The organism is Burkholderia sp. FW306-1C-G01B, assembly GCF_058781685.1.
The window spans coordinates 132,157-153,352 of record NZ_JBYSWZ010000019.1 but is presented as its reverse complement, the minus strand read 5'-3'; the positions used below and the strand labels follow the sequence as shown (position 1 = coordinate 153,352).

The window sequence follows — 21,196 nt, the reverse complement described above, 5'->3', positions numbered from 1 at the left end:
ATCGCCGGCAGGCCGGCAACTTCTTGTGGACGAGGTGAATCATGTGCGGAATCGTCGGAGCAAGCGGCATCGGCAATCAGGTGCCGCAACTGGTCAATGCGCTGAGCCGGCTCGAGTATCGCGGCTACGATTCGTGCGGCATCGCCGTGCAAGGCAACGGACGCCTGCTCAGCGAACGCACGCTGCGGCGCGTGACGGACCTGCAGGATCGCGTGCTGACGCTCGGTCTCGAAGCGCAGACCTGCATCGCGCATACGCGCTGGGCGACGCACGGCGCGCCGTCGGAAATGAACGCGCATCCGATCATGTCGGGCGACACGATCGCGGTCGTGCACAACGGCATCATCGAGAACCACGACGCGCTGCGCGTCGAGTTGCGGCAGCGCGGATACGCGTTTCGCGGCGAAACCGACACCGAGGTGATCGCGCACCTGATCCACAGCCTCTATCGCGACGACCTGTTCGACGCCGTCATGCGCGCCGTCAAGCGGCTGCACGGCGCGTACGCGATCGCGGTGCTGAGCGCGCGCGAGCCGCAGCGCCTCGTCGCCGCGCGCGCCGGCTCGCCGCTCGTGATCGGCATCGGCGCCGAACAGAACTACCTCGCGTCGGACTGCGCGGCGCTCGGCGACCTGACCGACCGCTTCGTCTACCTGGAAGACGGCGACGTCGCGCTGATCACGCCGGAGCGCATCGCCGTGGTCGACTCGGGCGGGCACGAAGCGCAGCGCCCGCTGTGCCACGTGAAGGCGCGCGACGGCGACGCCGCGCTCGGCCCGTACCAGCACTTCATGCAGAAGGAGATCTTCGAGCAGCCGAAGGCGATCGCCAGCACGCTCGACGGCATCGACACGATCTCGCCGGCGCTGTTCGACGAGAGCGAAAGCACGCGCGCGCTGCTGTCGCGCGTTCGGAGCGTGCTGCTGCTCGGCTGCGGCACCAGCTACTACGCGGGCCTGACCGCGAAGTACTGGCTCGAAAGCATCGCGGGCGTGCCCGCGCAGGTCGAGATCGCCAGCGAATTCCGCTACCGCGACACCGTGGCCGATCCGCGCACGCTCGTCGTCGGCATTTCGCAGTCGGGCGAGACGGCCGACACGATCGGCGCGATCGCGCGTGCGCGCGAGATGGGCCAGGATCTGTCGATGGCGATCTGCAACGTGGCGACCAGCACGATCGCGCGCAACGCGCCGCTGCGGTTCCTGACGCGGGCCGGGATCGAGCTGGGCGTCGCGTCGACCAAGGCGTTCACGACGCAGCTCGTCGCGCTGTTCGTGCTGACGCTGACACTCGCGCAATTGCGCGGCCGGCTCGACGCCGCGCAGGTCGCGACGCACCTGAAGCAGTTGCACGCGCTGCCCGAGCGCATCGGCCACGCGCTCGCGCTGGAAACGCAGATCATGGGCTGGGCCGCGAAGTTCGCGCGCACCGAGAACGCGCTGTTCCTCGGGCGCGGCATTCATTTCCCGATCGCGATGGAAGGCGCACTGAAGCTCAAGGAGGTGTCGTACATCCACGCGGAAGGCTATCCGGCCGGCGAACTGAAGCACGGTCCGCTCGCGCTTGTCACGAGCGCGATGCCGGTCGTCACGATCGCGCCGGACGACCGCCTGTTCCAGAAGCTGAAGTCCAACATGGCCGAGGTGCGCGCGCGCGGCGGGCGGCTCTACGTGCTCGCCGGCAACCAGCTCGCGATCGACGCCGATCGCGATACGCACCTGATCCGCGTGCGCGATTCGGGCGACCTGCTGTCGCCGATCGTCAACGTGATCCCGCTGCAGCTGCTCGCGTATCACGTCGGCTGCGCGCGCGGCGCCGACGTCGACAAGCCGCGCAATCTCGCGAAATCGGTGACCGTCGAATGACGGGGCGAACGCACGCGGCGCAGGCGGGCACGCGGCCGAGCGCGGCTCGCCGCGTCGCGGCTGCGCTCTGCGGCGCGTGCTGCGTCGTCGCGACACCGCCGTCGGCGCTGGCCGCCGCGCCCGTCGTGCATACGGTCACCGTGCAGGGCCCGGCAGCGCCGCAAGACACCGGCGACTCGCGCCGCTTCATGCACGGCATCGGCGTGGCCGATGCGGGCAACGGCAAACGCTGGGTGTTCTTCAGCAGTTCGGGCATCGTGCCGCGCGGCGCGATGCCCAACGGCAACTGGCCGCACGACGTGTACGTCGGCGAGTGGCTGCCCGGCAAGCCGCACCTGCTGCGCGTCCGACCGTTCATCAGCCGCCCCGAGGCGCAGGAGCCCGTGTCGATCGCGCAGAACGCGCGCGGCGACATCTTCGTCACGTTCGAGGACGGCTGGAACGCGCCGCAGGAAGTCAGCCAGCGCTACGGCGTCTACCGCCGCGACCTGAAGCCCGTCAAGCCCTACCCGAACGACGTCGAGCCGGGCGGCCACTCGGGGCATGTCGCGACGGCGGGCGAACGCTTCGTCGTGTTCTATTCCGCCGACTGGATCGACGGCGGCGGCGTCGACAACCTCGGCACCGGCAACGGCGTCTACCTGAAGACCTACGATGCGGCCGGGCGCGAGCTGAACCATGTCGCGGTCGCGCCGCACCGCCGCGAGTGGTGGCCCGTGATCGCCGGTTCGCCGCGCAACGCGCTGCTCGTCTGGCAGAAATTCATCGAAGGCAGCACGGACGCGACGCTCGAATACGCAATGTTCGATCCGGTCACGGCGAAGCTCGACAAGCTCGGGGCGCTGAACGGTGCGATCCGGTACTACGTGTACTCGTCGGCCTACGTGCCGGCGATCGACCGCTTCATCGTCGTCACGACGACGGCGGACGATCGCGGCGTCGCGATGCTGATCGACCCGAACGGCCGCCGCACGGCGACGCTCGACTGCCTGCCGGCGTCGGTGCGCGAATCCGGCATCGGTGTCTCCGGCACGCATGCGTACGTGCCGACCCGCGACGGGCGGCTGCTGACGCTGGCACTTGCGCCGGCGGACATTTCGGTGAGCGGCGCGCAGCGCTCGCCGATTCCGTGGGGCACGACGGGCATTGCCGGTTTCCCGGCGCAAGGCGCGGCGATGCATTTCGTGTCGCTGACACCGTCGGGCGCGCGCGAAACCGATTTCGAACCGCAGCGGGACACGCCGTTGTCGAAGAACGAAGTGCCGTGTGCGAATCGCTGACGGCGGTCCGGTAACGGCAATCTCGTGAACGCGGGCAGTGCGCGTGTCCGCCACCCTGCCCTTCGTTTCCCGCTGCTCGAACCGCGCTGCGACAACGCCAGGCCGCCTGGTAGCCGGACACGCTGTCGCGGGCCTGTCCGTCATGCCCGCCCCACCTTTCCCGCGCCGAAGTCGCCAGCGCCGCGCGTACCGGATAGACTGTCGCCCGATTCCTTCCATCGGCCGCGGCTTGCGCGTCCTGCCGCCGCCGGAACGCCCCTTCCCGGAGAACGAATGCTGAAGCGCCAGTGGTTTTCGCTTGTGCTGCTGACGGTTTGCCTGATCGGACAACCTGCGTCGGCCCAGCCCACGCTCGAACTCGATACCGACGGCACGGCCCGCGCCCTGACGCGGCAGACGCTGCTCGCGCGCCCCGATGCGACGGAGATCCACGTGCCGCGCGACATCGCGTACGGCCGGCCGATGACGTTCCGCGCCGTGCCGTTCGCCGCGCTGCTCGGCGACACGCCGCTGCCGGCCGACGGCGTGCTCGAAACGCGCGCGGCCGACGGCTTCGCCGCGCAACTGCCGCTCGATCTCGTGCGCCGCCGCGCGCCGGCCGGCGCCGTCGCATGGCTCGCGATCGAGGATTCGGCCCATCCGTGGCCGAAGCTGCCCGGCAAGCAGGTCAGCGCGGGGCCGTTCTATCTCGTGTGGCTCGGGCCGGACGCGTCGTCGGTACGCGGCGAGCAGTGGCCTTACCAGATCGTGCGCGTCACGATCGAATCGTCGCCGGTCGCCCGCTGGCCGTCGCTCGCCGTCGATCCCGCGTTGCCTGCAAGCGATCCGGCCCGCGCGGGCCAGCACCTGTTCGTCACGCAATGCCTCGCGTGCCACCGCGTCGACGGTGCGGGCAGCAGCCATGCCGGCCCCGACCTGAACGCACCGATGAATCCGGTCGACTACTTCCAGCCCGCCGCGCTGCGCCGCTACATCCGCAACCCGGCGTCGGTGCGCGACTGGCCGGGCCGAAGCATGCCGGCGTTTCCGCCCGATCAGTTGAGCGATCGGGAACTCGACCAGATCGTCGCGTATCTCTCGTATATGGCGCGGCGCAAGGCGGGCAAGTAACGCACGGCCGGACAATAAAAGGAGTTGATGACGTCAGGCGACACGCCGTTCACCATCGCATCGATCGAGGCCGCGCAGACGCACCCGCTCAGGGCGACGGTCCTGCCGAACGGCGATCCGAACGCGTGCGAACTGCCGGCGAACACCCGCCCGCCGGGCCGCCTTCGTCAGGCTCACGCTTCCTGAGCGCTCTGCAACACCGCGCGCAATAGCACGTCGGCACCCGCCGCCGCCCATTCGGGCGTAATCGCTTCGGCCTCGTTGTGGCTCAGCCCGTCGACGCACGGCACGAAGATCATCCCGGTCGGCGCGACGCGCGCGACGTAGCACGCGTCATGCCCCGCACCGGACACGATATCCATGTGCGACAGCCCGAGCGCCCGGGCCGCGTCACGCACCGCGTCGATGCAGCGCGGCGCGAACGGGATCGGCGGGTACTTGAAGATCTGCTCGATCTGCGCGCCGAGGCCGGTCTCGTCCGCCACGCGGGCGAGTTCCGCGCGCAGCGCCGCGTCCAGCTCGTCGAGCACCGCATCGTCGGGATGCCGAAACTCGACCGTGAAGAAGCATCCGCCCGGCACCGTGTTGCGCGAATTCGGCCGCGCTTCGATCATCCCGACCGTCGCGCGCGCGTACGGCGCGTAACGGCGGCCGAGTACGTCGATGAACGAGATCATCCGAGCGGCGCCGACCAGCGCATCGCGACGGAATTCCATCGGCGTCGTGCCCGCGTGCGCATCGACACCGGTGAGCGTCACCTCGTACCAGCGCTGCCCCTGCCCGGCCGTCACGACGCCGATCGTCTTGCCGGCCCGCTCGAGAATCGCGCCCTGTTCGATATGCAGTTCGTACGCTGCGTGCACCGGATGACCGCCGACGGGCTCGGCGCCCGCGTAGCCGATCCGCTCCAGTTCCTCGCCGATCGTCCTGCCCGCGCTGTCGGTGCGCGACAGCCCGTAGTCGAGCGTATAGACGCCCGCGAACACGCCGGCCGAGATCATCGCCGGCGCGAAGCGCGAACCTTCCTCGTTGGTCCAGATCACGACGTCGATCGGGCGTTCGGTTTCGATGCCCGCGTCGTTCAGCGCGCGCACGACCTCGAGCCCGCCGAGCACGCCGTAGATGCCGTCGTAGCGGCCGCCCGTCGGCTGCGAATCGGCATGCGAGCCCGTCAGCACCGGCGCGGCATCGGGATTGCGGCCCGCGCGGCGCGCGAACACGTTGCCCATCCGGTCCACGCGCACCGTGCAGCCGGCGTCGCGCGCCCACTGCACGAACAGGTCGCGCGACTCGCGATCGAGATCGGTCAGCGCGAGACGGCAGACGCCGCCCTTCGGCGTCGCGCCGATCTGCGCCATCCGCTCGAGCGACGCCCACAGGCGATCGCTGTCGACGCGCGGCGCATTCACGTTGTCGTCACGCATCGCCGTTCTCCGGCGCGCTCTGCAGTGCGTAGCGGAAATCGCAGCGCTTGCCGCCCTGCATGATCGTGCTCGTGCGCGTCAGCGCGATGTTCGGCGCATAGCCCTGGATGAAATAGCTGTCGCGCGCGCAGCTCAGCAGGTGGCCGATCTCGCCGAGCCCCATCGCGTGATACATCTCCGCGTAGCTGCAGCGATGCACGTCGTAGTCGTAGTGCGCGTCGTCCGCGCGCCGCACCTCGACATCGAGCGCATCGTCCTTCTCCCACAGCACCTGCAGCGCGATGAACGACTTCACGCTCGTGCCGCCAGGCTCCTGCGCGGCGAACGTGCGGCCCGCGTCGACGGCCGCGCCGCGCACGGCTTCCGCGATCACGGCCTGCGCGCGCTCGGCGCCGAACTCGCGCTTCATGATCTCGTAGATCGGCTTGATGATTTCCGCTTCGATGCGGCGCCGCGCGAGGATTCCGAGGCGCGTGTCCTCGGGTGCGGCGGCGGATGCCTGGATCGGGTCGGTCATGGGGTCGTCTCCTTGCGTCGTTTATTTCGTTGCGGTGCGCGAGCCGCCGAGCACGTCCACGACGCTCCACTTGCCGCCACGCACCTGGTAGATCGTGAACGCCGGGTCCTTCAGGTTGCCTTCGCCGTCGAACGCGATCCGGCCTGTCACGCCGGGCCGGTCGATCGCGCGAACCGCCGCGACCAGCTTCGCCGGCTGCGTCGTGCCGGCCTTCTGCGCGGCCGCGATCAGCGTGGCCGCCGCGTCGTACGCGAACGGCGCATGCAGTTCGATCGGCGCGCGGAAGCGCGCCTGATACTGCGTGTCGAACGCGTTGCCGCCCGGCATCCGGTCGAGCGGCAGGCCCGGTTCGAGCGCCGTGACGCCGTCGCCGTCCTTGCCCGCGAGCGACAGGAAGGTCTGGCTCACGAAGCCGCCCGCGCCGAGCAGCGGCGCGTTCACGCCGAGCTGGCGCATCCGGCGCGCGATCGGCGCGGCCTGCGCATCGAGGCCGCCGAAGAACACGAGATCCGCGCGCTTGCCCTTGATCGCGGTCAGCACGCCGCTGAAGTCGGTCGTCTTGTCGTTCACGTACTGGCGATCGACGATCGCGCCGCCGTTCGCCTGCACGCCCTTGATGAACTGGTCGGCCAGCCCCGCGCCGAACGACGTGCGATCGTCGATCACCGCGATGCGCTTCGCCTTCAGCGTCTTCACCGCATACGCGCCGGTGAAGTTGCCGCCCGCATCGTCGTGACCCATGATGCGGAAGGCCGTCGCGTAGCCCTGCTGCGTGTATTGATGGCCGGTGGAAGCCGGCGCGATCTGCGGAATGCCCGCGTCGCGGTAGACACGCGACGCCGGCACGCTGCAGCCGGTGTTCCAGTGACCGACGACGCCGATCACGTGCTGGTCGACGAGCTGCTGCGCGACCGCGACGGCCGTGCGCGGATCGGACTGGTCGTCGGCCGCGACGAGCTTGTAGACCACCGGCTTGCCGCCGATGGTCGGATGCTTCGCGTTCGCGTCGTCGATCGCGAGTTGCGCGCCGTTCTGCAAGTCCTTGCCGATACGTGCGGACGGGCCGGTGAGCGGCGCGGCGAGACCGATCAGGACCGTCTGCGGCGCGGACTGCGCGAACGCGGGAACGGATGCGACCAGGGCGGCCGCCGAGAAAACGAGGCTGGCGTGAAGGAAGGCGATTTTCATGTGCGGGGATCGGTGACTCGAATCAAAACATGAAAAATATTAAATATTCAGCACCCAAACCCCAAATATCCAATTGTTGGATGCTTATGCCGCTCTCGACACATTAACTCAACACATTGTAAATACACGACATTTTATTGTTGTCGCTTACCCTGACTTTTCGATAAAATTCGATACATGAAAAATATCGAACAATTGCCGCACGATCCGCCGTTGCGCGCGGTGCGTGCGTTCGAAGCGTTTGCACGCCTCGGGTCGGTCACCGCGGCGGCGGGCGAACTCGACATCACGCCGTCGGCGGTCAGCCATCAACTGCAACTGCTCGAAGCGTTCATCCAGACGCCGCTGACGGTGCGCGAGGGCCGGCTGCTCGCGCTCACCGACGAAGGGCGCGACTACTACCGCTCGATCAGCGCCGCGTTCTCGGTGCTGCGCAGCGCGACGCGCTTCGTGCGCGATCGTTCGTCGCTGCGGCAGATCACCGTCAGCCTGATTCCGCTGCTCGGCATCGGCTGGTTCATTCCGCGGTTGCATTCGTTCCTGGCCGACAACACGGATGTCGACGTGACCGTGCTGTACGCGCATCACCGCAATTACCGAAGCGATGCGTCGGACCTGTCGATCCGCTTCGGCACCGGCGACTGGCCCGGCTACCGCTGCGAGCGGCTGCTGCCGGGCGCGATGGTGCCGATGTGCAGCCCGTCGTTCCTGAAGCGCCACGGGCCGTTCCGCACGCCGGCCGATCTCTCGCGCGCGCCGCTCGTGCACGACGAGGATCGCAGCACGTGGGTCAACTGGCTGCAGGGCGCCGGCGTGCGGCATGTGTCGCATGCGGTGGGGCCGATGTTCGAAGATGGCCAATTGACGCTGAGCGCCGCGCGGGCGGATCTCGGCGCCGCGTTGCTGCGCGCGCCGCTGGTCGAGCGCGAACTGGCGAACGGCGAACTCGTGAAGCTGTTCGATCACGCGCTCGACGACGGGCGCGACTACTACCTGTGCACGCGCGAGGACGCGGACATGCCGGACGGGGCGCGGCGGCTGGCGGAGTGGTTGCGGAAGATGGCGGGGATTTGAGCGGGCCCGGCCGCCGCTGCGCCGTCGGTCGACTGATCAGGGAGGCTGCACGCGCATCGGCTACGCCGCAACCTTGCGCTTGCCCAACCGGATAGTCATGATGCGCGAGTCACGTAACGGAGGTTGCAATGAGCAGAATTCCGGTCGATCTATCGGATGACCAGCATGCCGCGTTGACCACCATCGCGGCGATCAAAGGCAGTTCCCAAACCGAGATCATTCGCGACGCAATCGATGCCTATATCGCGCAGCACGCGAGGACATCTGTCGACGACGTGTTCGGTCTATGGAAGGGCCGTCCGGTCGCCAGTCAAGAGAGCTTGCGCGCCGAGTGGTAAAGAAGCGCCGACTGTCCGATCGGCGATCTGCGGGCCCGGACTCGATCCGCCATCGCATGCGTCGTTTGATGCCTTCCCGCCCGCACCGCCGCGGCAAACATGCCGATTCAACCCGAAGGACACATTCCCCCACGTTCTCACCGAGCGGGCACCCGACCCGCACCCACCCCACCCAATCAAGGGCCGGAAGCAGATAGAAATTCCCGATGCCCCGGATTGAAACAAGCAATTTCCCAAAATCAGGGTGAACCCGGATACTGGCAACACTCCACTCACCACTGACGCAAAGGAAACCACCAGATGCCGATCATCAACACCCAAATCAAGCCGTTCAAGGCAACCGCATACCACAACGGCGAGTTCGTGCCCGTCTCCGAAGAGAACTTCAAGGGCAAGTGGTCCGTCGTCGTGTTCTACCCGGCCGACTTCACGTTCGTCTGCCCGACCGAGCTGGGCGACCTCGCCGACCGCTACGCGGAATTCCAGAAGCTGGGTGTCGAAATCTACGGCGTGTCGACCGACACGCACTTCACGCACAAGGCATGGCACGACACGTCGGACACGATCGGCAAGATCAAGTACCCGATGATCGGCGACCCGACGCTCACGCTGTCGCGCAACTTCGACGTGCTGATCGAGGAAGAAGGGATGGCGCTGCGCGGCACGTTCGTGATCAACCCGGAAGGCGAGATCAAGCTGTGCGAGATCCACGACAACGGCATCGGCCGCGACGCGGGCGAGCTGCTGCGCAAGGTGCAGGCTGCGCAATACATCGCGGCTCACCCGGGTGAAGTGTGCCCGGCCAAGTGGACGCCGGGTGCGGAAACGCTGACCCCGTCGCTCGACCTGATCGGCAAGATCTGACGATCGCGCCGCGCGCCTCGCACGAGGCGCGCGACGGCGGGCCGCCGCATCGCGCGGCCCGCGCCCTCCTCCGGCACGACGTGCCCGACCATGATCATTAATACGGAATCCGAAACGCCATGCTCGACGCCAATCTCAAGAACCAACTGAAAGCGTACCTCGAAAAAATCACGCGCCCGATCGAACTCGTCGCCTCGCTCGACGACAGCGCGAAATCGCAGGAACTGCTGGCGCTGCTGAACGAGATTGCGTCGCTGACGGATCGCGTGACCGTTGCCGAACGCCGCGACGACGCCGAGCGCAAGCCGTCGTTCTCGATCGGCGAGCCCGGCAAGCCGGCCGGCATCCGCTTCGCCGGCATCCCGATGGGCCATGAATTCACGTCGCTCGTGCTTGCGCTGCTGCAGACGGGCGGCCACCCGATCAAGCTCGACGACGACGTGATCGAACAGATCCGCGCGCTCGACGGCGACTACGCGTTCGAGACGTATTTCTCGCTGTCGTGCCAGAACTGCCCGGAAGTCGTGCAGGCGCTGAACGTGATGTCGCTGATCAACCCGCGCATCCGTCACGTCGCGATCGACGGCGCGCTGTTCCAGAATGAAGTCGAGTCGCGCCAGATCATGGCGGTGCCGACCATGTTCCTGAACGGCGCATCGTTCGGCCAGGGCCGCAGCAGCGTGAAGGAAATCCTCGCGAAGCTCGATACGGGTGCGAGCGAGCGTGCCGCGAAGTCGCTCGAGAACAAGCCGGTGTTCGATACGCTGATCGTCGGCGGCGGCCCGGCAGGCGCGGCCGCGGCCATCTACTCGGCGCGCAAGGGCATCGCGACGGGCGTCGTCGCCGAGCGTTTCGGCGGCCAGGTGCTCGACACGATGGCGATCGAGAACTTCGTGTCGGTGCAGGAAACCGAAGGGCCGAAATTCGCGACCGCGCTCGAGCAGCACGTGAAGCAATACGACGTCGACATCATGGACGTGCAGCGCGCCGACGCGCTGATCCCGGGCGACGTGCACCAGATCCGCCTCGCGAACGGCGCGGTGCTGAAGGCGAAGACGATCGTGCTCGCCACCGGCGCGCGCTGGCGCGAAATCAACGTGCCGGGCGAGCGCGAATACCGCAATCGCGGTGTCGCGTACTGCCCGCACTGCGACGGCCCGCTGTTCAAGGGCAAGCGCGTCGCGGTGGTCGGCGGCGGCAACTCGGGCGTCGAGGCCGCGATCGACCTCGCAGGCATCGTGAAGGAAGTCACGCTGATCGAATACGGCGCGCAACTGCGCGCGGACGAAGTGCTGCAGCGCAAGCTGCGCAGCCTGCCGAACGTGACGATCGTCACGCAGGCGCAGACGACCGAGCTGACCGGCGACGGCAGCAAGCTGAACGGGCTCGTCTACAAGGATCTGCGCTCGGGCGAAACGCAGCGCATCGATCTCGAAGGCGTGTTCGTGCAGATCGGTCTCGTGCCGAACACCGAATGGTTGAAGGGCACGGTCGAACTGTCGAAGCACGGCGAGATCGTCGTCGATGCGCGCGGCGCGACGTCGGTGCCCGGCGTGTTCGCGGCCGGCGACGTGACGACGGTGCCGTTCAAGCAGATCGTGATCGCGGTCGGCGAAGGCGCGAAGGCATCGCTCGGCGCGTTCGACCACCTGATCCGGCAGGACGTGACGCCGGCGGCAGCCGCTCAGCCGCAGGCCGAGGAAGCGGTCGCCGCGTAACGCACCTCAGCGCATCGTCGCAACGGTTTGTCTCTCTTGGCCCCGCATGCCTTGGTCGGCGTGCGGGGTCCTTTTTATTCGGAAGCCGAACGCGTGGTTACTTGGTCGCGGTTGAATCGCCGTTCGCCGGCACTGGCGTCGTCGACTTCAAACTACTCGACTGCCTGACCAGTTGCTCGGTCATCGCGGCGGCAACCGGATTCGCGCCCGACGACGAACCGCCCTGCCGATACGAACCGGAAGTCGACGACATCGACGACATCGGCGGCGGCGGCAACGACGGATCGAGCTTCGCCGATTCCCTGACGAGTTCGGCCGTCTCCGGCGTTTCGGCTTTCGTTGCGGATTTTGTTGCGGCAGGCGCAGCGGCCGCGTGGCGTTCGAGGCCGTCGCGCTTGCGCGGCGCGCGTTGCGTGACCTGCGCCGGGGCGGCCGGCTGAGCCGGTTGCGCCTGCTGTGCAGCCGGCGGGGTCGAATCCTGCGCATCGACCGTCACGACGTTGACCTTCGGCGGCGGCGCGCTCGGTTTCGTCACCGGCTGCGCTTTCTCGCTGACAACCGGAACGGCGGGGACAGATGCAGGTGCGGCGCTGACGCGCGCGGGTGCTGCCGGTGCAGGCGCCGGCGCGGTCACCGGTGCGGGTGGAGGCGGCGGAACAGCCGCCTGTTTCGGTGCCGTATCGGGATGGGCTGCCGTCGCGGCAGCCGGTGCCGGCGGCGCGATGGCGCCCTGCACCGCGTGATCGTTGTTCGCTGGCGCCGTGGCAACCGGCGCGGCCGAATCGCCGATGCCGGCGTCTTCGATCGCACGGTGGTCCGCGCGCAGGAGCATCACGTATGCTGTGCCGGCTGCGGCTACCAGGAGCCCTCCGGCGATCATCAAGGTCTTGCGGGTACTCGTCATGCTTGCTCACCGATCATATCGACGTGAACAAGCCATGATACGCGGCCATCGGCCGTTGATCCCGCATGAATACATTTGGTTGCATTGATGCCGGCGGCGCGATCGTCAGACGTATCGTGGCCGCCGTTCCGGCACGATCAATGCGCGGCCACTTGCACGGCGATTACTCCGGAAACGGCAAATCGGTTTGCCCGTCCGCACGCATGCCGAACGTGTTCAGCGTCATCGCGACGAGCGCGTAGTAGCCGAGCAGCGCGACGAGATTCACGACGGTTTCGTGACCGAAGCGGGCCTGCGCACGCGCGAACGTCGCGTCGCTGACGCGCCGCGTATCGTACAGCTCGCTCGCGAACGCATGGATCAACGCGTCGTCGTCCGACTCGAATGCCGGTTCGACGCCGCGCCGGATCGCATCGGCGGTCGCGGCCGGTACACCCGCGTCGAGCGCGATCGGATGGTGGATGTGCCACTCGGCCTGCGAGCGCCAGCGCGCGGCCGTCACGAGAATCGCGAGTTCCGACAGCCGCAGCGGCAGACCCGTGCGATAGCGGCAGAATGCGCCGAGCTTCTGCGCGTGCTGGGCCAGCTCGGGGCTCGCGATCCAGCCGAGAAACGGCCCGTTCAGGTTGCCGCGCGGGCCGCTGAGAATATCGGCCAGCACGGCTTTCTGTGCGTCGGTGGCCGACGCAGGGTCGAAGGGTGGCAGTCTGTCTGTCATGGTGATTCCGGTAAGGGTTCAGTGCATCGATGCCGTCACGCGCCGGCCGCAGCAAGCGCCGCGTCGATCGCGCCCGACAGCCGCTCGACGATCGTATCGATCTGCTGCGCGGTGCAGATGAACGGCGGCGCGATCAGGATGTGATCGCCGTGGACACCGTCGATCGTCCCGCCCATCGGATACACCATCAAGCCGCGCTGCATCGCTTCGCGCTTGACCGCCGCATGCAGCTTCAGCGCGGGATCGAACGTCGCCTTGCTGTCACGATCGCGCACCAGCTCGACGCCGACGAACAGCCCACGGCCGCGCACGTCGCCGATATGCGGATGTGCGCCGTAATGCTCGCGCAAAGATGCGCGCAACTGCTCGCCGCGCGCCTTCACGTTGTCGAGCAGCGTCTCGTCGGCGATCACGCGCTGCACCTCGAGCGCGGCCGCGCACGCTGTCGCGTGGCCGAGGTACGTGTGACCGTGCTGGAAGAAGCCCGACCCGTCGACGATCGTCCGGTAGATGCGGTCGCTGACGAGCGTCGCGCCGATCGGCTGGTAGCCCGCTCCGAGCCCTTTCGCGATCGTCAGCAGATCGGGCGCGACGCCGTCTTCATCGCACGCGTACAGGTAGCCCGTGCGCCCCATCCCCGACATGATCTCATCGAGGATCAGCAGTACACCGTACTTGTCGCACACCGCGCGAATCTTCTTCAGGTACATGCGTACCGGCGGCACCGCGCCGGCCGTTGCGCCCACCACCGTTTCCGCGACGAATGCCGCGACGTTTTCCGCGCCGAGTTCGACGATCTTCTGCTCGAGCTCGTCCGCCAGGCGCTGCGCATACGCTTCGTCGGTTTCTCCCGCCTGCTGGTCGCGATACGCATAACACGGGCTCACGTGATGCGCTTCGATCAGTAGCGGCAGAAACGGCTCGCGCCGCCACGCATTGCCGCCGATCGCGAGCGCGCCGAGCGTGTTGCCGTGATAGCTCTGGCGCCGCGCGATGAAATGGCGGCGCTGCGGCTCGCCTTTCTCGACGAAATACTGGCGCGCGAGCTTCAGCGCGGCCTCGATCGCCTCGGAGCCGCCCGATACGAAATACACGTGTTCGAGGCCGGCCGGCGCGGCGTCGACGAGCCGGTCGGCCAGTTCCTCGGCCACGTCGGTCGTGAAGAACGACGTATGCGCGTACGGCAGTTGCTGCGCCTGCCGCTTGATCGCGTCGATCACGCGCTGGTTGCTGTGGCCGAGACACGAGACGGCCGCGCCGCCGCATGCGTCGATATAGCGTTTGCCGGTCGAGTCGATGATCTCGATGCCGTCGCCTGCGACGGCGACGGGCAAGGTCGCGCGCGGGGCGCGATGGAAAACGGTCGTCATGCGTTGCCTCATGGATCAGGACGCGCCGTGCGCGCGCCCGGACGGCACGATGCGCGTCGCGAAGCGCTGCGTGCCGTGCTGGTGAATGATGAAATCGATCGCCGCCGCGCCGATCGCGAACACCGCGGTCGCGAGCGTGTTCTCGTCGTCGGGGTCGGCCGGGTCGTCGCGGTAGATCGGCAGCCCTTCCGGCGCGCGATCGCCGAGCACGCGCAGCAGCGCGGCTTCGTCGATCGCGTCGATGCCGGGCGTCAGCGCGTCGACGCGCCGCTGGCGGTCGGCCGACGATTGCGTGACGATCTGCGCCTCTGCTTCGCAGCCGGGATGCACGAGATGGTTCGCATGGCCCGCGAGCCGTGCGACGTCGATCACCGAACAACGCGCGGCACTCGCTTCGATGCTCAGCAGCCGCGCATCGCCGGTCGCGCCGAGCGTGTGATGAAAACCGCTCGCGCGGGCATGCAGGCGCAGCACGTCGGCCGCCGCGTCGAGCGACGTCGCGTCGAGCACGGCACGCGCGAGGATCATCCGCGGCACGCCCGGTGCCGGCGTGCGAATCCGCAGGTTGTTGATCGCCTGCGCGATACCCGCGCGGTTCGCGGCAAACGTATGGCCCGGCAGCGAACCGGGGTAGTAGAAACTGATGAAGCCCGGCTTGCCTGCAGGCTGCACGTCGACGAGCAGGCAGCGCTCGCGCAGGAACGGGTCGCCGTCCTCGTTGTGCGCGATCCAGCGCGTGCCGTCCGCGTCGCGCGCGGCGAACGTCGTGCAGCCGTCCGGCGCGTTGTGGATCAGCTCGCCGCGGCAGTTCCAGAGGAAGATGTCCTCGGCCGGCCAGCCGATGCCCGCCGCGATCCCGTCCAGTTCCGCGACGAGATCGGGGTATGCGGCCAGCGCGGCCTGCCGCAGCGCGCCGACGAACGGATGGCCGCGCCAGCGGCGCACGGCCTGCCATGCGCTGCTCTGCTGCATGTACGCATCGAACACGGGACGGGCGAGTTCGCCGAGGCGCACGCCGATATCGAACGGCGCGCCGGCGATGACGGGGGAAAGGGAAAGCGGCATGTCGAATGTATCGGTTTCGTTCAGGACACGTGTTTCAGGAACTCCTTCAGGCGCGGCGTCGGCGGCCGGTCGATCAGGTCGACCGGATGGCCGTCCTCGGCAATCCCGCCCTGATCCATGAACAGCAGGCGCGTGCCGACCCGCTTCGCGAAGCCGATCTCGTGCGTGACGACGATCATCGTCATCCCTTCGGTTGCAAGATCCTGCATCACTTTCAGCACTTCGTGGCGCAATTCCGGATCGAGCGCCGACGTCGGCTCGTCGAACAGCATCAGCCGCGGCCGGATCGCGAGCGCGCGCGCGATCGCGACGCGCTGCTGCTGGCCGCCCGACAGCTCGGACGGGTAATGATTCGCGCGCGATTCGAGGCCGACCTTGTCGAGCAGCGCCATCGCCTGGTCGCGCGCGTCGGCGCGCGATGCGCCGCGCACCTGGATCGGCCCGAACATCACATTCTCGAGCGCGGTCATTTGCGGAAACAGGTTGAACTGCTGGAACACCATGCCGGCTTCGAGCCGGATGTTGCGGATCGTGGTCGCGTTGCCGCGCACGCTCTGGCCGTCGACGAGCAGTTCGCCGCCGGTGATTTTCTCGAGCGCGTTGATACAGCGCAGCATCGTCGATTTGCCCGAGCCCGACGGGCCGATCACGACCACCACCTCGCCCGCGTCGATCTTCAGGTCGATGTGCTTCAGCACCGGCACGTGGCCGAAGCTCTTCGACACGTTCTGGAATTCGATCATGCTCAAAGGATCCTCATCCGCTTTTCGACGAGCCGCAGCGTCAGCGTCATCGCACCGGTCAGCATCAGGTAGATGACAGCCACCGCGCTCCAGATCTCGACCGCCTGGAAATTGCCCGCGATGATTTCCTGCCCCTTGCGCGTCAGTTCGCCGACGCCGATCACGATGAACAGCGACGTGTCCTTCAGGCTCACGATGCACTGGTTGCCAAGCGGCGGAATCAGCCGCCGGAACGCCAGCGGCCCGACCACCTTCAGCAGCACGCGCGGCATCGACAAGCCCATCGCGAGCCCCGCTTCCGTCAGCCCCTTCGGGATCGACAGCAGCGCGCCGCGCACCACTTCCGCGAGATACGCACCGGAATTCACCGTGATCGCGATGATCGCGGCCGTCAGGCCATCGATGCGGATGTGCGCGAGCAACGGCAGCGCGAAATACAGGAACATCACCTGCACGACGATCGGCGTGCCGCGAATCAGTTCAATGTAGACCTGTGCGAGCACGTTCATCGCCTTCGGTCCGTATGCGCGGAACATGCCCGCGATCATCCCGACGATGAAGCCGCCCACCAGCCCGAAAAGTGCGATGAACACCGTCAACCGGACCCCGTCCATCAGGTCCGGCAACGCCGCCCAGATCGCCGACCAATCGAAATTCACTTGTCGCTCCCCGTTCGATTCAAGACCGGCGCGGCCGCACGGCCGCGCGCTGTTGCGCCGTCACGCTCACATCTTCGGCGGCTCGGCGCCGAACCACTTCCTGTAGATCTGCGCGTAGCGGCCGTCGGCCTTGATCTTCACGAGCGACGCGTTGACCTTCGGCACGAGCGCGCTGCCCTTCGGAAAACCCATCCCGTACTTGTCGCCGCTGACCGGCTGCCCCGCGACCTGCACCTTGCCCTTGCCTTCGTTGTTCACGAAGAACAGCACGTTCGGCGTATCGTGCATCGCCGCGTCGACACGGCCGGCTTCAAGCGCGAGGTAGGCCTGGTCAATGTTCGGGAACTGGCGGATCTCCTTCGGCTTCAGGTGCGCCTTGATCCAGTCGATCGTCGCGGTGCCCGTCTTCGCGGCGATCACCTTGCCGTTCAGGTCGTCGATCGACTTGATCGTCGTGTTGCCGACCTGCACCATCGCCGCGAGGCCGCTGTCGTAGTACGGCGCGGAGAAGTCGATCGCCTTCTTGCGCTCCTCCTTGATCGTCATCCCCGACAGCGCGACGTCGATGTTCTGCGTCTGCAGCGCCGGGATCAGGCCCGCGAAATCCATCGGCTGGATCGTGTATTTCCAGCCCTGGTCCTTCGCGATCTCCGCCCACAGATCGAGATCGAAGCCGACGTACTTGTCGCCCTGCTTGAACTCGAACGGCATGAACGACGTATCGGTCCCGACGACGAGCGTCCTGGTATCCGCGTGCGCGAGGCTTGCGCCGAGCGCGGCAACGACCGCGACGGCTTTCAGGAAGGAACGGCGACTCATGGTTTCTCTCCGCATGATTGAGCGATGTAGCCGGCCAGCCGGCCGGCGGGAACGACGACATCAAGCCGCACCGCAACATGCGATGTCGAATTAGACCGTAGTGCAACATGTGTTGTCAATGGCGATACTACGACAACAAAAAAGTGCGCAACGGAAAAATGCATCGAGACAAACGCGGGCCGCGCGGGCCGGATAGATCGGAGGAAACTGAGGAGATGGGCGGCGCGGAATGCTCGGGCCGAAGCGCGCCGCGCGGACGGGCGTAAGGCGGAAACTTGAAGGGAAGATCGCGGCGGCGGCGGCGGGCCGGCACGACGGCCGCCCCGTGCAATGCGGGCGGCAGGATGACGATGGCGCCATCGCTGCCACCCGCGGATCGGCTTACGCGCTCGGCCGCGTGCCGCTCATCGAGCCCGAACTGCGCAGCGGACGTCTGGTGCCGCTGGTGCCGGGCCTCCAGCGCGACGCGTCATGGCGCTTCGTGCTGCGCCGCCATCCGTCGACGCGGCACCGGCTGCTCGATCCGTTGATCGCATTCCTGCGCCGCGAAGCGGATGCGCCGCCGTTCGTCGCCAAGATCGTTGCGCCCGCATCCAACGACAGTCACGCGCGCGGCGCGGGCGGCGCGTAACAGCGCCGGCACGCGAGGCCGGCACCGCCTTTCAACGGCCGGTCACGGCGCGGCGAAGAACAGCGCGACGACGCACGCCATCCCGGCGAACCACACGAGCGAACGCAGCGACGCCCAGTTCAGCAGGTACATCAGCGGATAGACGATGCGGATCGCAACGAAACCCATCGCGAGCTGGTCGACGTGATGCGCGTTCGCGCCGTTGTGCCACGCGACCACCAGCGCGGCCGTGAACAGCGCAAGCGCTTCCCACGCGTTCTGGTGCGCGGCCTGCGCCCGCGCACGCCAGCCTTCGAGTTTCGCCAGGTAGTCGCGCGGCGTACGGTTGTCGTAGCCCTTGCGAGCCTTGGCCAGGAACGTCAGCGGGAACGGCAACAGCGCCACGATGAACAGGCACAGCTGGGACGTCGTCATCAAAGTCTCCTCCTTTATGATGATTACATTGCTCAATGACAAAATCGTCGAGAGCTTAGCATCGCGCCACGCTGTTCACGCACCGGTTTTCTAGACGGGAGACTCGGCTGCACGTGCCGCCGACGGCTGCGGTCAGCGTAGTCCGCCACCCCAATTTCCACCAAATCATCCACAAATACGTTAATTAAAACTGGTCGAACACCAATAAGATAGCGCTCAACACTGGCTTGGCGCATAACCGCGCCAGCCTGCCGATCCGGGCGCGCCGCCGCGCGCCGAACGACATCCGACCCGAGCCATCGCCATGCCCCGTCCCATCGTCGCCCATATCCGCCCCGACGCCGTCCGCCACAACCTCGACTTCATCCGCCGCACCGCTGCGCAGTCGCGCGTGTGGGCCATCATCAAGGCCAACGCATACGGCCACGGCATCGAACGGATCTACCCGGGCCTCGCGGCCGCCGACGGCATCGGGCTGCTCGATCTCGACGAAGCCGTGCGCGTGCGCGAGCTCGGCTGGGACAAGCCCGTGCTGCTGCTCGAAGGGATCTTCGAGCCGGCCGACATCGAACTGGCCGATCGCCATCGGCTGACGGTGGCCGTGCACTGCGACGAGCAGCTCGACCTGCTGATCGCCGCGAAGCCGCAGCAGCCGATCGACATCCAGCTCAAGATGAATTCCGGGATGAACCGGCTCGGCTACCGGCCCGCCGCGTTCCGCGCTGCGTGGGAACGCGCGGCGAGCGCACCGTCGATCGGCAGGATCACGCTGATGATGCATTTTGCGAACGCGGACGAAGGCGAGGTCGACTGGCAGCTCGATCGATTCGACGCGACCACGGCCGGGATTCCGGGCGAACGCTCGGTATCGAATTCGGCGGCCGTGCTGTGGCATCCGCGCGCGCACCGCGACTGGGTGCGGCCCGGCACGATCCTGTACGGCGCGTCGCCGACCGGCTCGGCGCGGCATATCGCCGACACGCCGCTGATGGCCGCGATGACGCTGACGAGCAGGATCATCGGCGTGCAGACGCTGTCGCCGGACGAAACCGTCGGCTACGGCCGCCGCTTCACGGCCGACCGGCCGATGCGGATCGGCGTCGTCGCGTGCGGCTACGCGGACGGCTATCCGCGCCATGCGCCGACCGACACGCCGATCGCGGTGGACGGCGTGATGACGCGCGTCGTCGGCCGCGTGTCGATGGACATGCTGACCGTCGACCTGACGCCGTGCCCGGACGCGGGCATCGGATCGAGCGTCGAGCTGTGGGGCGACCAGGTGAAGGTGGACGATGTCGCGGAAGCCAGCGGCACGATCGGCTACGAGCTGATGTGCGCGCTCGCGCGCCGCGTGCCGGTCGTGATCGTGCCGCCCGGCGCGTCGACCGCGCAGCCGGCGCTGCGGACCGGGAGCTACGGGCACTGACCGAGGTCGATGCTGCGGCGCACACTACCGCGCCGCCGCGCGTGCCGCTTCACTTGCGGGCCGCCTCGGGCGGTCCGTTTACGTGCCGGCGGACGGGAAACCGGAGCCGGGGAATACGCGTTTGTTACAGCCCTTCCGCTCCGCTCGACCGGCCGATCCGGCGAGGTACTACGAGCGCCACGTCGGCTTCCGCTTCTCGAGGAACGCGTCGATCCCTTCGCCGGCATCCTCTTCCATCATGTTGCGCGCCATCACGTCGCCCGCATACGCATACGCTTCGTCGAGCGGCAACTCGCGCTGGCGATAGAACATCTGCTTGCCGTAGCGCACCGCGGCCGGGCTCTTCGCGACGATCTCCGCGACCTTGCGCGCGACGGCCGCGTCGAGCGCGTCCTCGGGCACGGCCTCGTTGACGAGCCCCCACGCGGCGGCCGTCGCCGCATCGACGAAGCGCCCGGTCACGAGCATGTCGAACGCGCGCTTCGCCGTGACGTTGCGGCTCAACGCGACGGCCGGCGTCGAACAGAACAGCCCGACGTTGATGCCCGATACCGCGAAGCGCGCGGTGTCGGCCGCGATGGCCAGGTCGCACGCGGCGACGAGCTGGCAGCCGGCGGCCGTCGCGATGCCCTGCACACGCGCGATCACCGGCACCGGCAATGCGCGCATCGCGAGCATCACGCGGCTGCACTGCGCGAACAGCGAGCGGTAGTAGTCGAGTTCCGGCTTGCCGCGCATCTGCCGCAGGTCGTGGCCGGCGCAGAACGCCTTGCCTTGCGCGGCCAGCACGACGCAGCGCACGTGCGGATCGGCCGCCAGCGCACCGAACGCGTCGTACAGGCTCGCGAGCATCGCTTCGGACAACGCGTTGAACTGCTGCGGCCGGTTCAGCCGCAGCATGACGACGCCGTCGCGCACCTCGCGCAACAGGATCGGCTCGGCAGTCTGTTGATCGGGTTCCATGATGTTTCGCTCGACGGGTTCGGCAGGATTGGGGGCGGCACGAACGGGCAGCGATGACGCACGCGCGTTCGCGGCATGTCGATGAAATGGTCCTCCACATTCCGTG

20 protein-coding genes and 1 pseudogene are annotated in these 21,196 nt (G+C 67.6%); 9 read left to right on the top strand and 12 right to left on the bottom strand.

What is annotated here, in order from left to right; translation table 11 throughout:
- The first annotated feature begins 41 nt into the window (after positions 1 to 41).
- The 3 genes from glmS (at position 42) to AC3WLY_RS30865 (ending at position 4,255) form a co-directional block, all read left to right on the top strand.
- On the top strand, positions 42 to 1,865 hold the full coding sequence (glmS, locus tag AC3WLY_RS30875; protein WP_492310676.1) for a glutamine--fructose-6-phosphate transaminase (isomerizing): 1,824 nt from the start codon (positions 42 to 44) through the stop codon (positions 1,863 to 1,865).
- Positions 1,862 to 3,145 carry a hypothetical protein gene (locus AC3WLY_RS30870; RefSeq protein ID WP_492310675.1) on the top strand — a complete coding sequence of 428 codons (1,284 nt, stop codon included), beginning with the start codon at positions 1,862 to 1,864 and terminating at the stop codon, positions 3,143 to 3,145. Before glmS ends, AC3WLY_RS30870 begins: the two co-directional genes overlap by 4 nt.
- A gap of 273 nt (positions 3,146 to 3,418) precedes the next feature.
- The gene (locus tag AC3WLY_RS30865; RefSeq protein ID WP_492310674.1) at positions 3,419 to 4,255 is read left to right on the top strand and encodes a c-type cytochrome; all 837 of its coding nucleotides are present in this window, start codon (positions 3,419 to 3,421) and stop codon (positions 4,253 to 4,255) included.
- 173 nt (positions 4,256 to 4,428) lie between these two features.
- On the opposite strand, the gene AC3WLY_RS30860 is transcribed toward AC3WLY_RS30865, so the two are convergent.
- The 3 genes from AC3WLY_RS30860 to AC3WLY_RS30850 are packed head-to-tail and all read right to left on the bottom strand — an operon-like array spanning position 4,429 to position 7,384.
- Positions 4,429 to 5,679 carry a Zn-dependent hydrolase gene (locus AC3WLY_RS30860; protein ID WP_492310673.1) on the bottom strand — a complete coding sequence of 417 codons (1,251 nt, stop codon included), beginning with the start codon at positions 5,677 to 5,679 and terminating at the stop codon, positions 4,429 to 4,431.
- Positions 5,672 to 6,196 carry an L-2-amino-thiazoline-4-carboxylic acid hydrolase gene (locus AC3WLY_RS30855; protein ID WP_175958858.1) on the bottom strand — a complete coding sequence of 175 codons (525 nt, stop codon included), beginning with the start codon at positions 6,194 to 6,196 and terminating at the stop codon, positions 5,672 to 5,674. The genes AC3WLY_RS30860 and AC3WLY_RS30855 overlap by 8 nt, the downstream gene beginning before the upstream one ends.
- Before the next feature lie 21 nt (positions 6,197 to 6,217).
- The gene (locus tag AC3WLY_RS30850) at positions 6,218 to 7,384 is read right to left on the bottom strand and encodes a branched-chain amino acid ABC transporter substrate-binding protein (RefSeq protein ID WP_072436532.1); all 1,167 of its coding nucleotides are present in this window, start codon (positions 7,382 to 7,384) and stop codon (positions 6,218 to 6,220) included.
- Between the two features lie 177 nt (positions 7,385 to 7,561).
- On the opposite strand from AC3WLY_RS30850, the gene AC3WLY_RS30845 reads away from it, so the two are divergent.
- The 4 genes from AC3WLY_RS30845 (at position 7,562) to ahpF (ending at position 11,378) form a co-directional block, all read left to right on the top strand.
- On the top strand, positions 7,562 to 8,458 hold the full coding sequence (locus AC3WLY_RS30845) for a LysR substrate-binding domain-containing protein (protein WP_034179820.1): 897 nt from the start codon (positions 7,562 to 7,564) through the stop codon (positions 8,456 to 8,458).
- Between the two features lie 128 nt (positions 8,459 to 8,586).
- Entirely contained in the window at positions 8,587 to 8,796 is a 210-nt protein-coding gene (locus AC3WLY_RS30840) for a ribbon-helix-helix protein, CopG family (protein WP_175958857.1), read from the top strand.
- A gap of 300 nt (positions 8,797 to 9,096) precedes the next feature.
- Entirely contained in the window at positions 9,097 to 9,660 is a 564-nt protein-coding gene (ahpC, locus tag AC3WLY_RS30835) for an alkyl hydroperoxide reductase subunit C (protein WP_034179823.1), read from the top strand.
- Positions 9,661 to 9,779: 119 nt separating this feature from the next.
- Positions 9,780 to 11,378, top strand: coding sequence for an alkyl hydroperoxide reductase subunit F (gene ahpF, locus AC3WLY_RS30830; RefSeq protein WP_072436529.1), 1,599 nt, complete (start codon positions 9,780 to 9,782; stop codon positions 11,376 to 11,378).
- Between the two features lie 97 nt (positions 11,379 to 11,475).
- Here ahpF and AC3WLY_RS30825 read toward each other — a convergent pair whose 3' ends face one another.
- The 7 genes from AC3WLY_RS30825 to glnH form a co-directional block, all read right to left on the bottom strand.
- On the bottom strand, positions 11,476 to 12,282 hold the full coding sequence (locus AC3WLY_RS30825) for an extensin (RefSeq protein WP_492310590.1): 807 nt from the start codon (positions 12,280 to 12,282) through the stop codon (positions 11,476 to 11,478).
- 163 nt (positions 12,283 to 12,445) lie between these two features.
- Positions 12,446 to 13,000, bottom strand: coding sequence for a carboxymuconolactone decarboxylase family protein (locus tag AC3WLY_RS30820; RefSeq protein WP_096474652.1), 555 nt, complete (start codon positions 12,998 to 13,000; stop codon positions 12,446 to 12,448).
- Between the two features lie 35 nt (positions 13,001 to 13,035).
- Complete coding sequence (locus AC3WLY_RS30815; RefSeq protein ID WP_492310589.1) at positions 13,036 to 14,370, bottom strand: aspartate aminotransferase family protein; 1,335 nt, start codon at positions 14,368 to 14,370, stop codon at positions 13,036 to 13,038.
- Positions 14,371 to 14,385: 15 nt separating this feature from the next.
- The gene (locus AC3WLY_RS30810) at positions 14,386 to 15,435 is read right to left on the bottom strand and encodes a C45 family autoproteolytic acyltransferase/hydrolase (RefSeq protein WP_492310588.1); all 1,050 of its coding nucleotides are present in this window, start codon (positions 15,433 to 15,435) and stop codon (positions 14,386 to 14,388) included.
- Positions 15,436 to 15,455: 20 nt separating this feature from the next.
- Positions 15,456 to 16,184 (bottom strand): glutamine ABC transporter ATP-binding protein GlnQ, encoded by a 729-nt coding sequence (gene glnQ / locus AC3WLY_RS30805; protein WP_059237091.1) that lies wholly within the window; start codon positions 16,182 to 16,184, stop codon positions 15,456 to 15,458.
- Positions 16,181 to 16,837, bottom strand: a complete 657-nt coding sequence (gene glnP / locus AC3WLY_RS30800) for a glutamine ABC transporter permease GlnP (protein WP_175958852.1) — start codon at positions 16,835 to 16,837, stop codon at positions 16,181 to 16,183. The genes glnQ and glnP overlap by 4 nt, the downstream gene beginning before the upstream one ends.
- 66 nt (positions 16,838 to 16,903) lie before the next feature.
- Positions 16,904 to 17,656, bottom strand: coding sequence for a glutamine ABC transporter substrate-binding protein GlnH (glnH, locus tag AC3WLY_RS30795; protein WP_175958851.1), 753 nt, complete (start codon positions 17,654 to 17,656; stop codon positions 16,904 to 16,906).
- A gap of 379 nt (positions 17,657 to 18,035) precedes the next feature.
- Here glnH and AC3WLY_RS30790 point away from each other — a divergent pair.
- A pseudogene (locus AC3WLY_RS30790) lies at positions 18,036 to 18,287 on the top strand (LysR family transcriptional regulator); the annotation flags it as partial.
- Between the two features lie 42 nt (positions 18,288 to 18,329).
- On the opposite strand, the gene AC3WLY_RS30785 reads toward AC3WLY_RS30790, so the two are convergent.
- Complete coding sequence (locus AC3WLY_RS30785; protein WP_492310587.1) at positions 18,330 to 18,701, bottom strand: MAPEG family protein; 372 nt, start codon at positions 18,699 to 18,701, stop codon at positions 18,330 to 18,332.
- 304 nt (positions 18,702 to 19,005) lie between these two features.
- Here AC3WLY_RS30785 and alr point away from each other — a divergent pair, with 304 nt between their 5' ends.
- On the top strand, positions 19,006 to 20,127 hold the full coding sequence (gene alr / locus AC3WLY_RS30780; protein WP_492310586.1) for an alanine racemase: 1,122 nt from the start codon (positions 19,006 to 19,008) through the stop codon (positions 20,125 to 20,127).
- A gap of 168 nt (positions 20,128 to 20,295) precedes the next feature.
- Here the strand turns inward: alr and AC3WLY_RS30775 are convergent, their stop codons facing one another.
- Positions 20,296 to 21,090, bottom strand: coding sequence for an enoyl-CoA hydratase (locus AC3WLY_RS30775; RefSeq protein ID WP_175958848.1), 795 nt, complete (start codon positions 21,088 to 21,090; stop codon positions 20,296 to 20,298).
- Between the last annotated feature and the right edge of the window lie 106 nt (positions 21,091 to 21,196).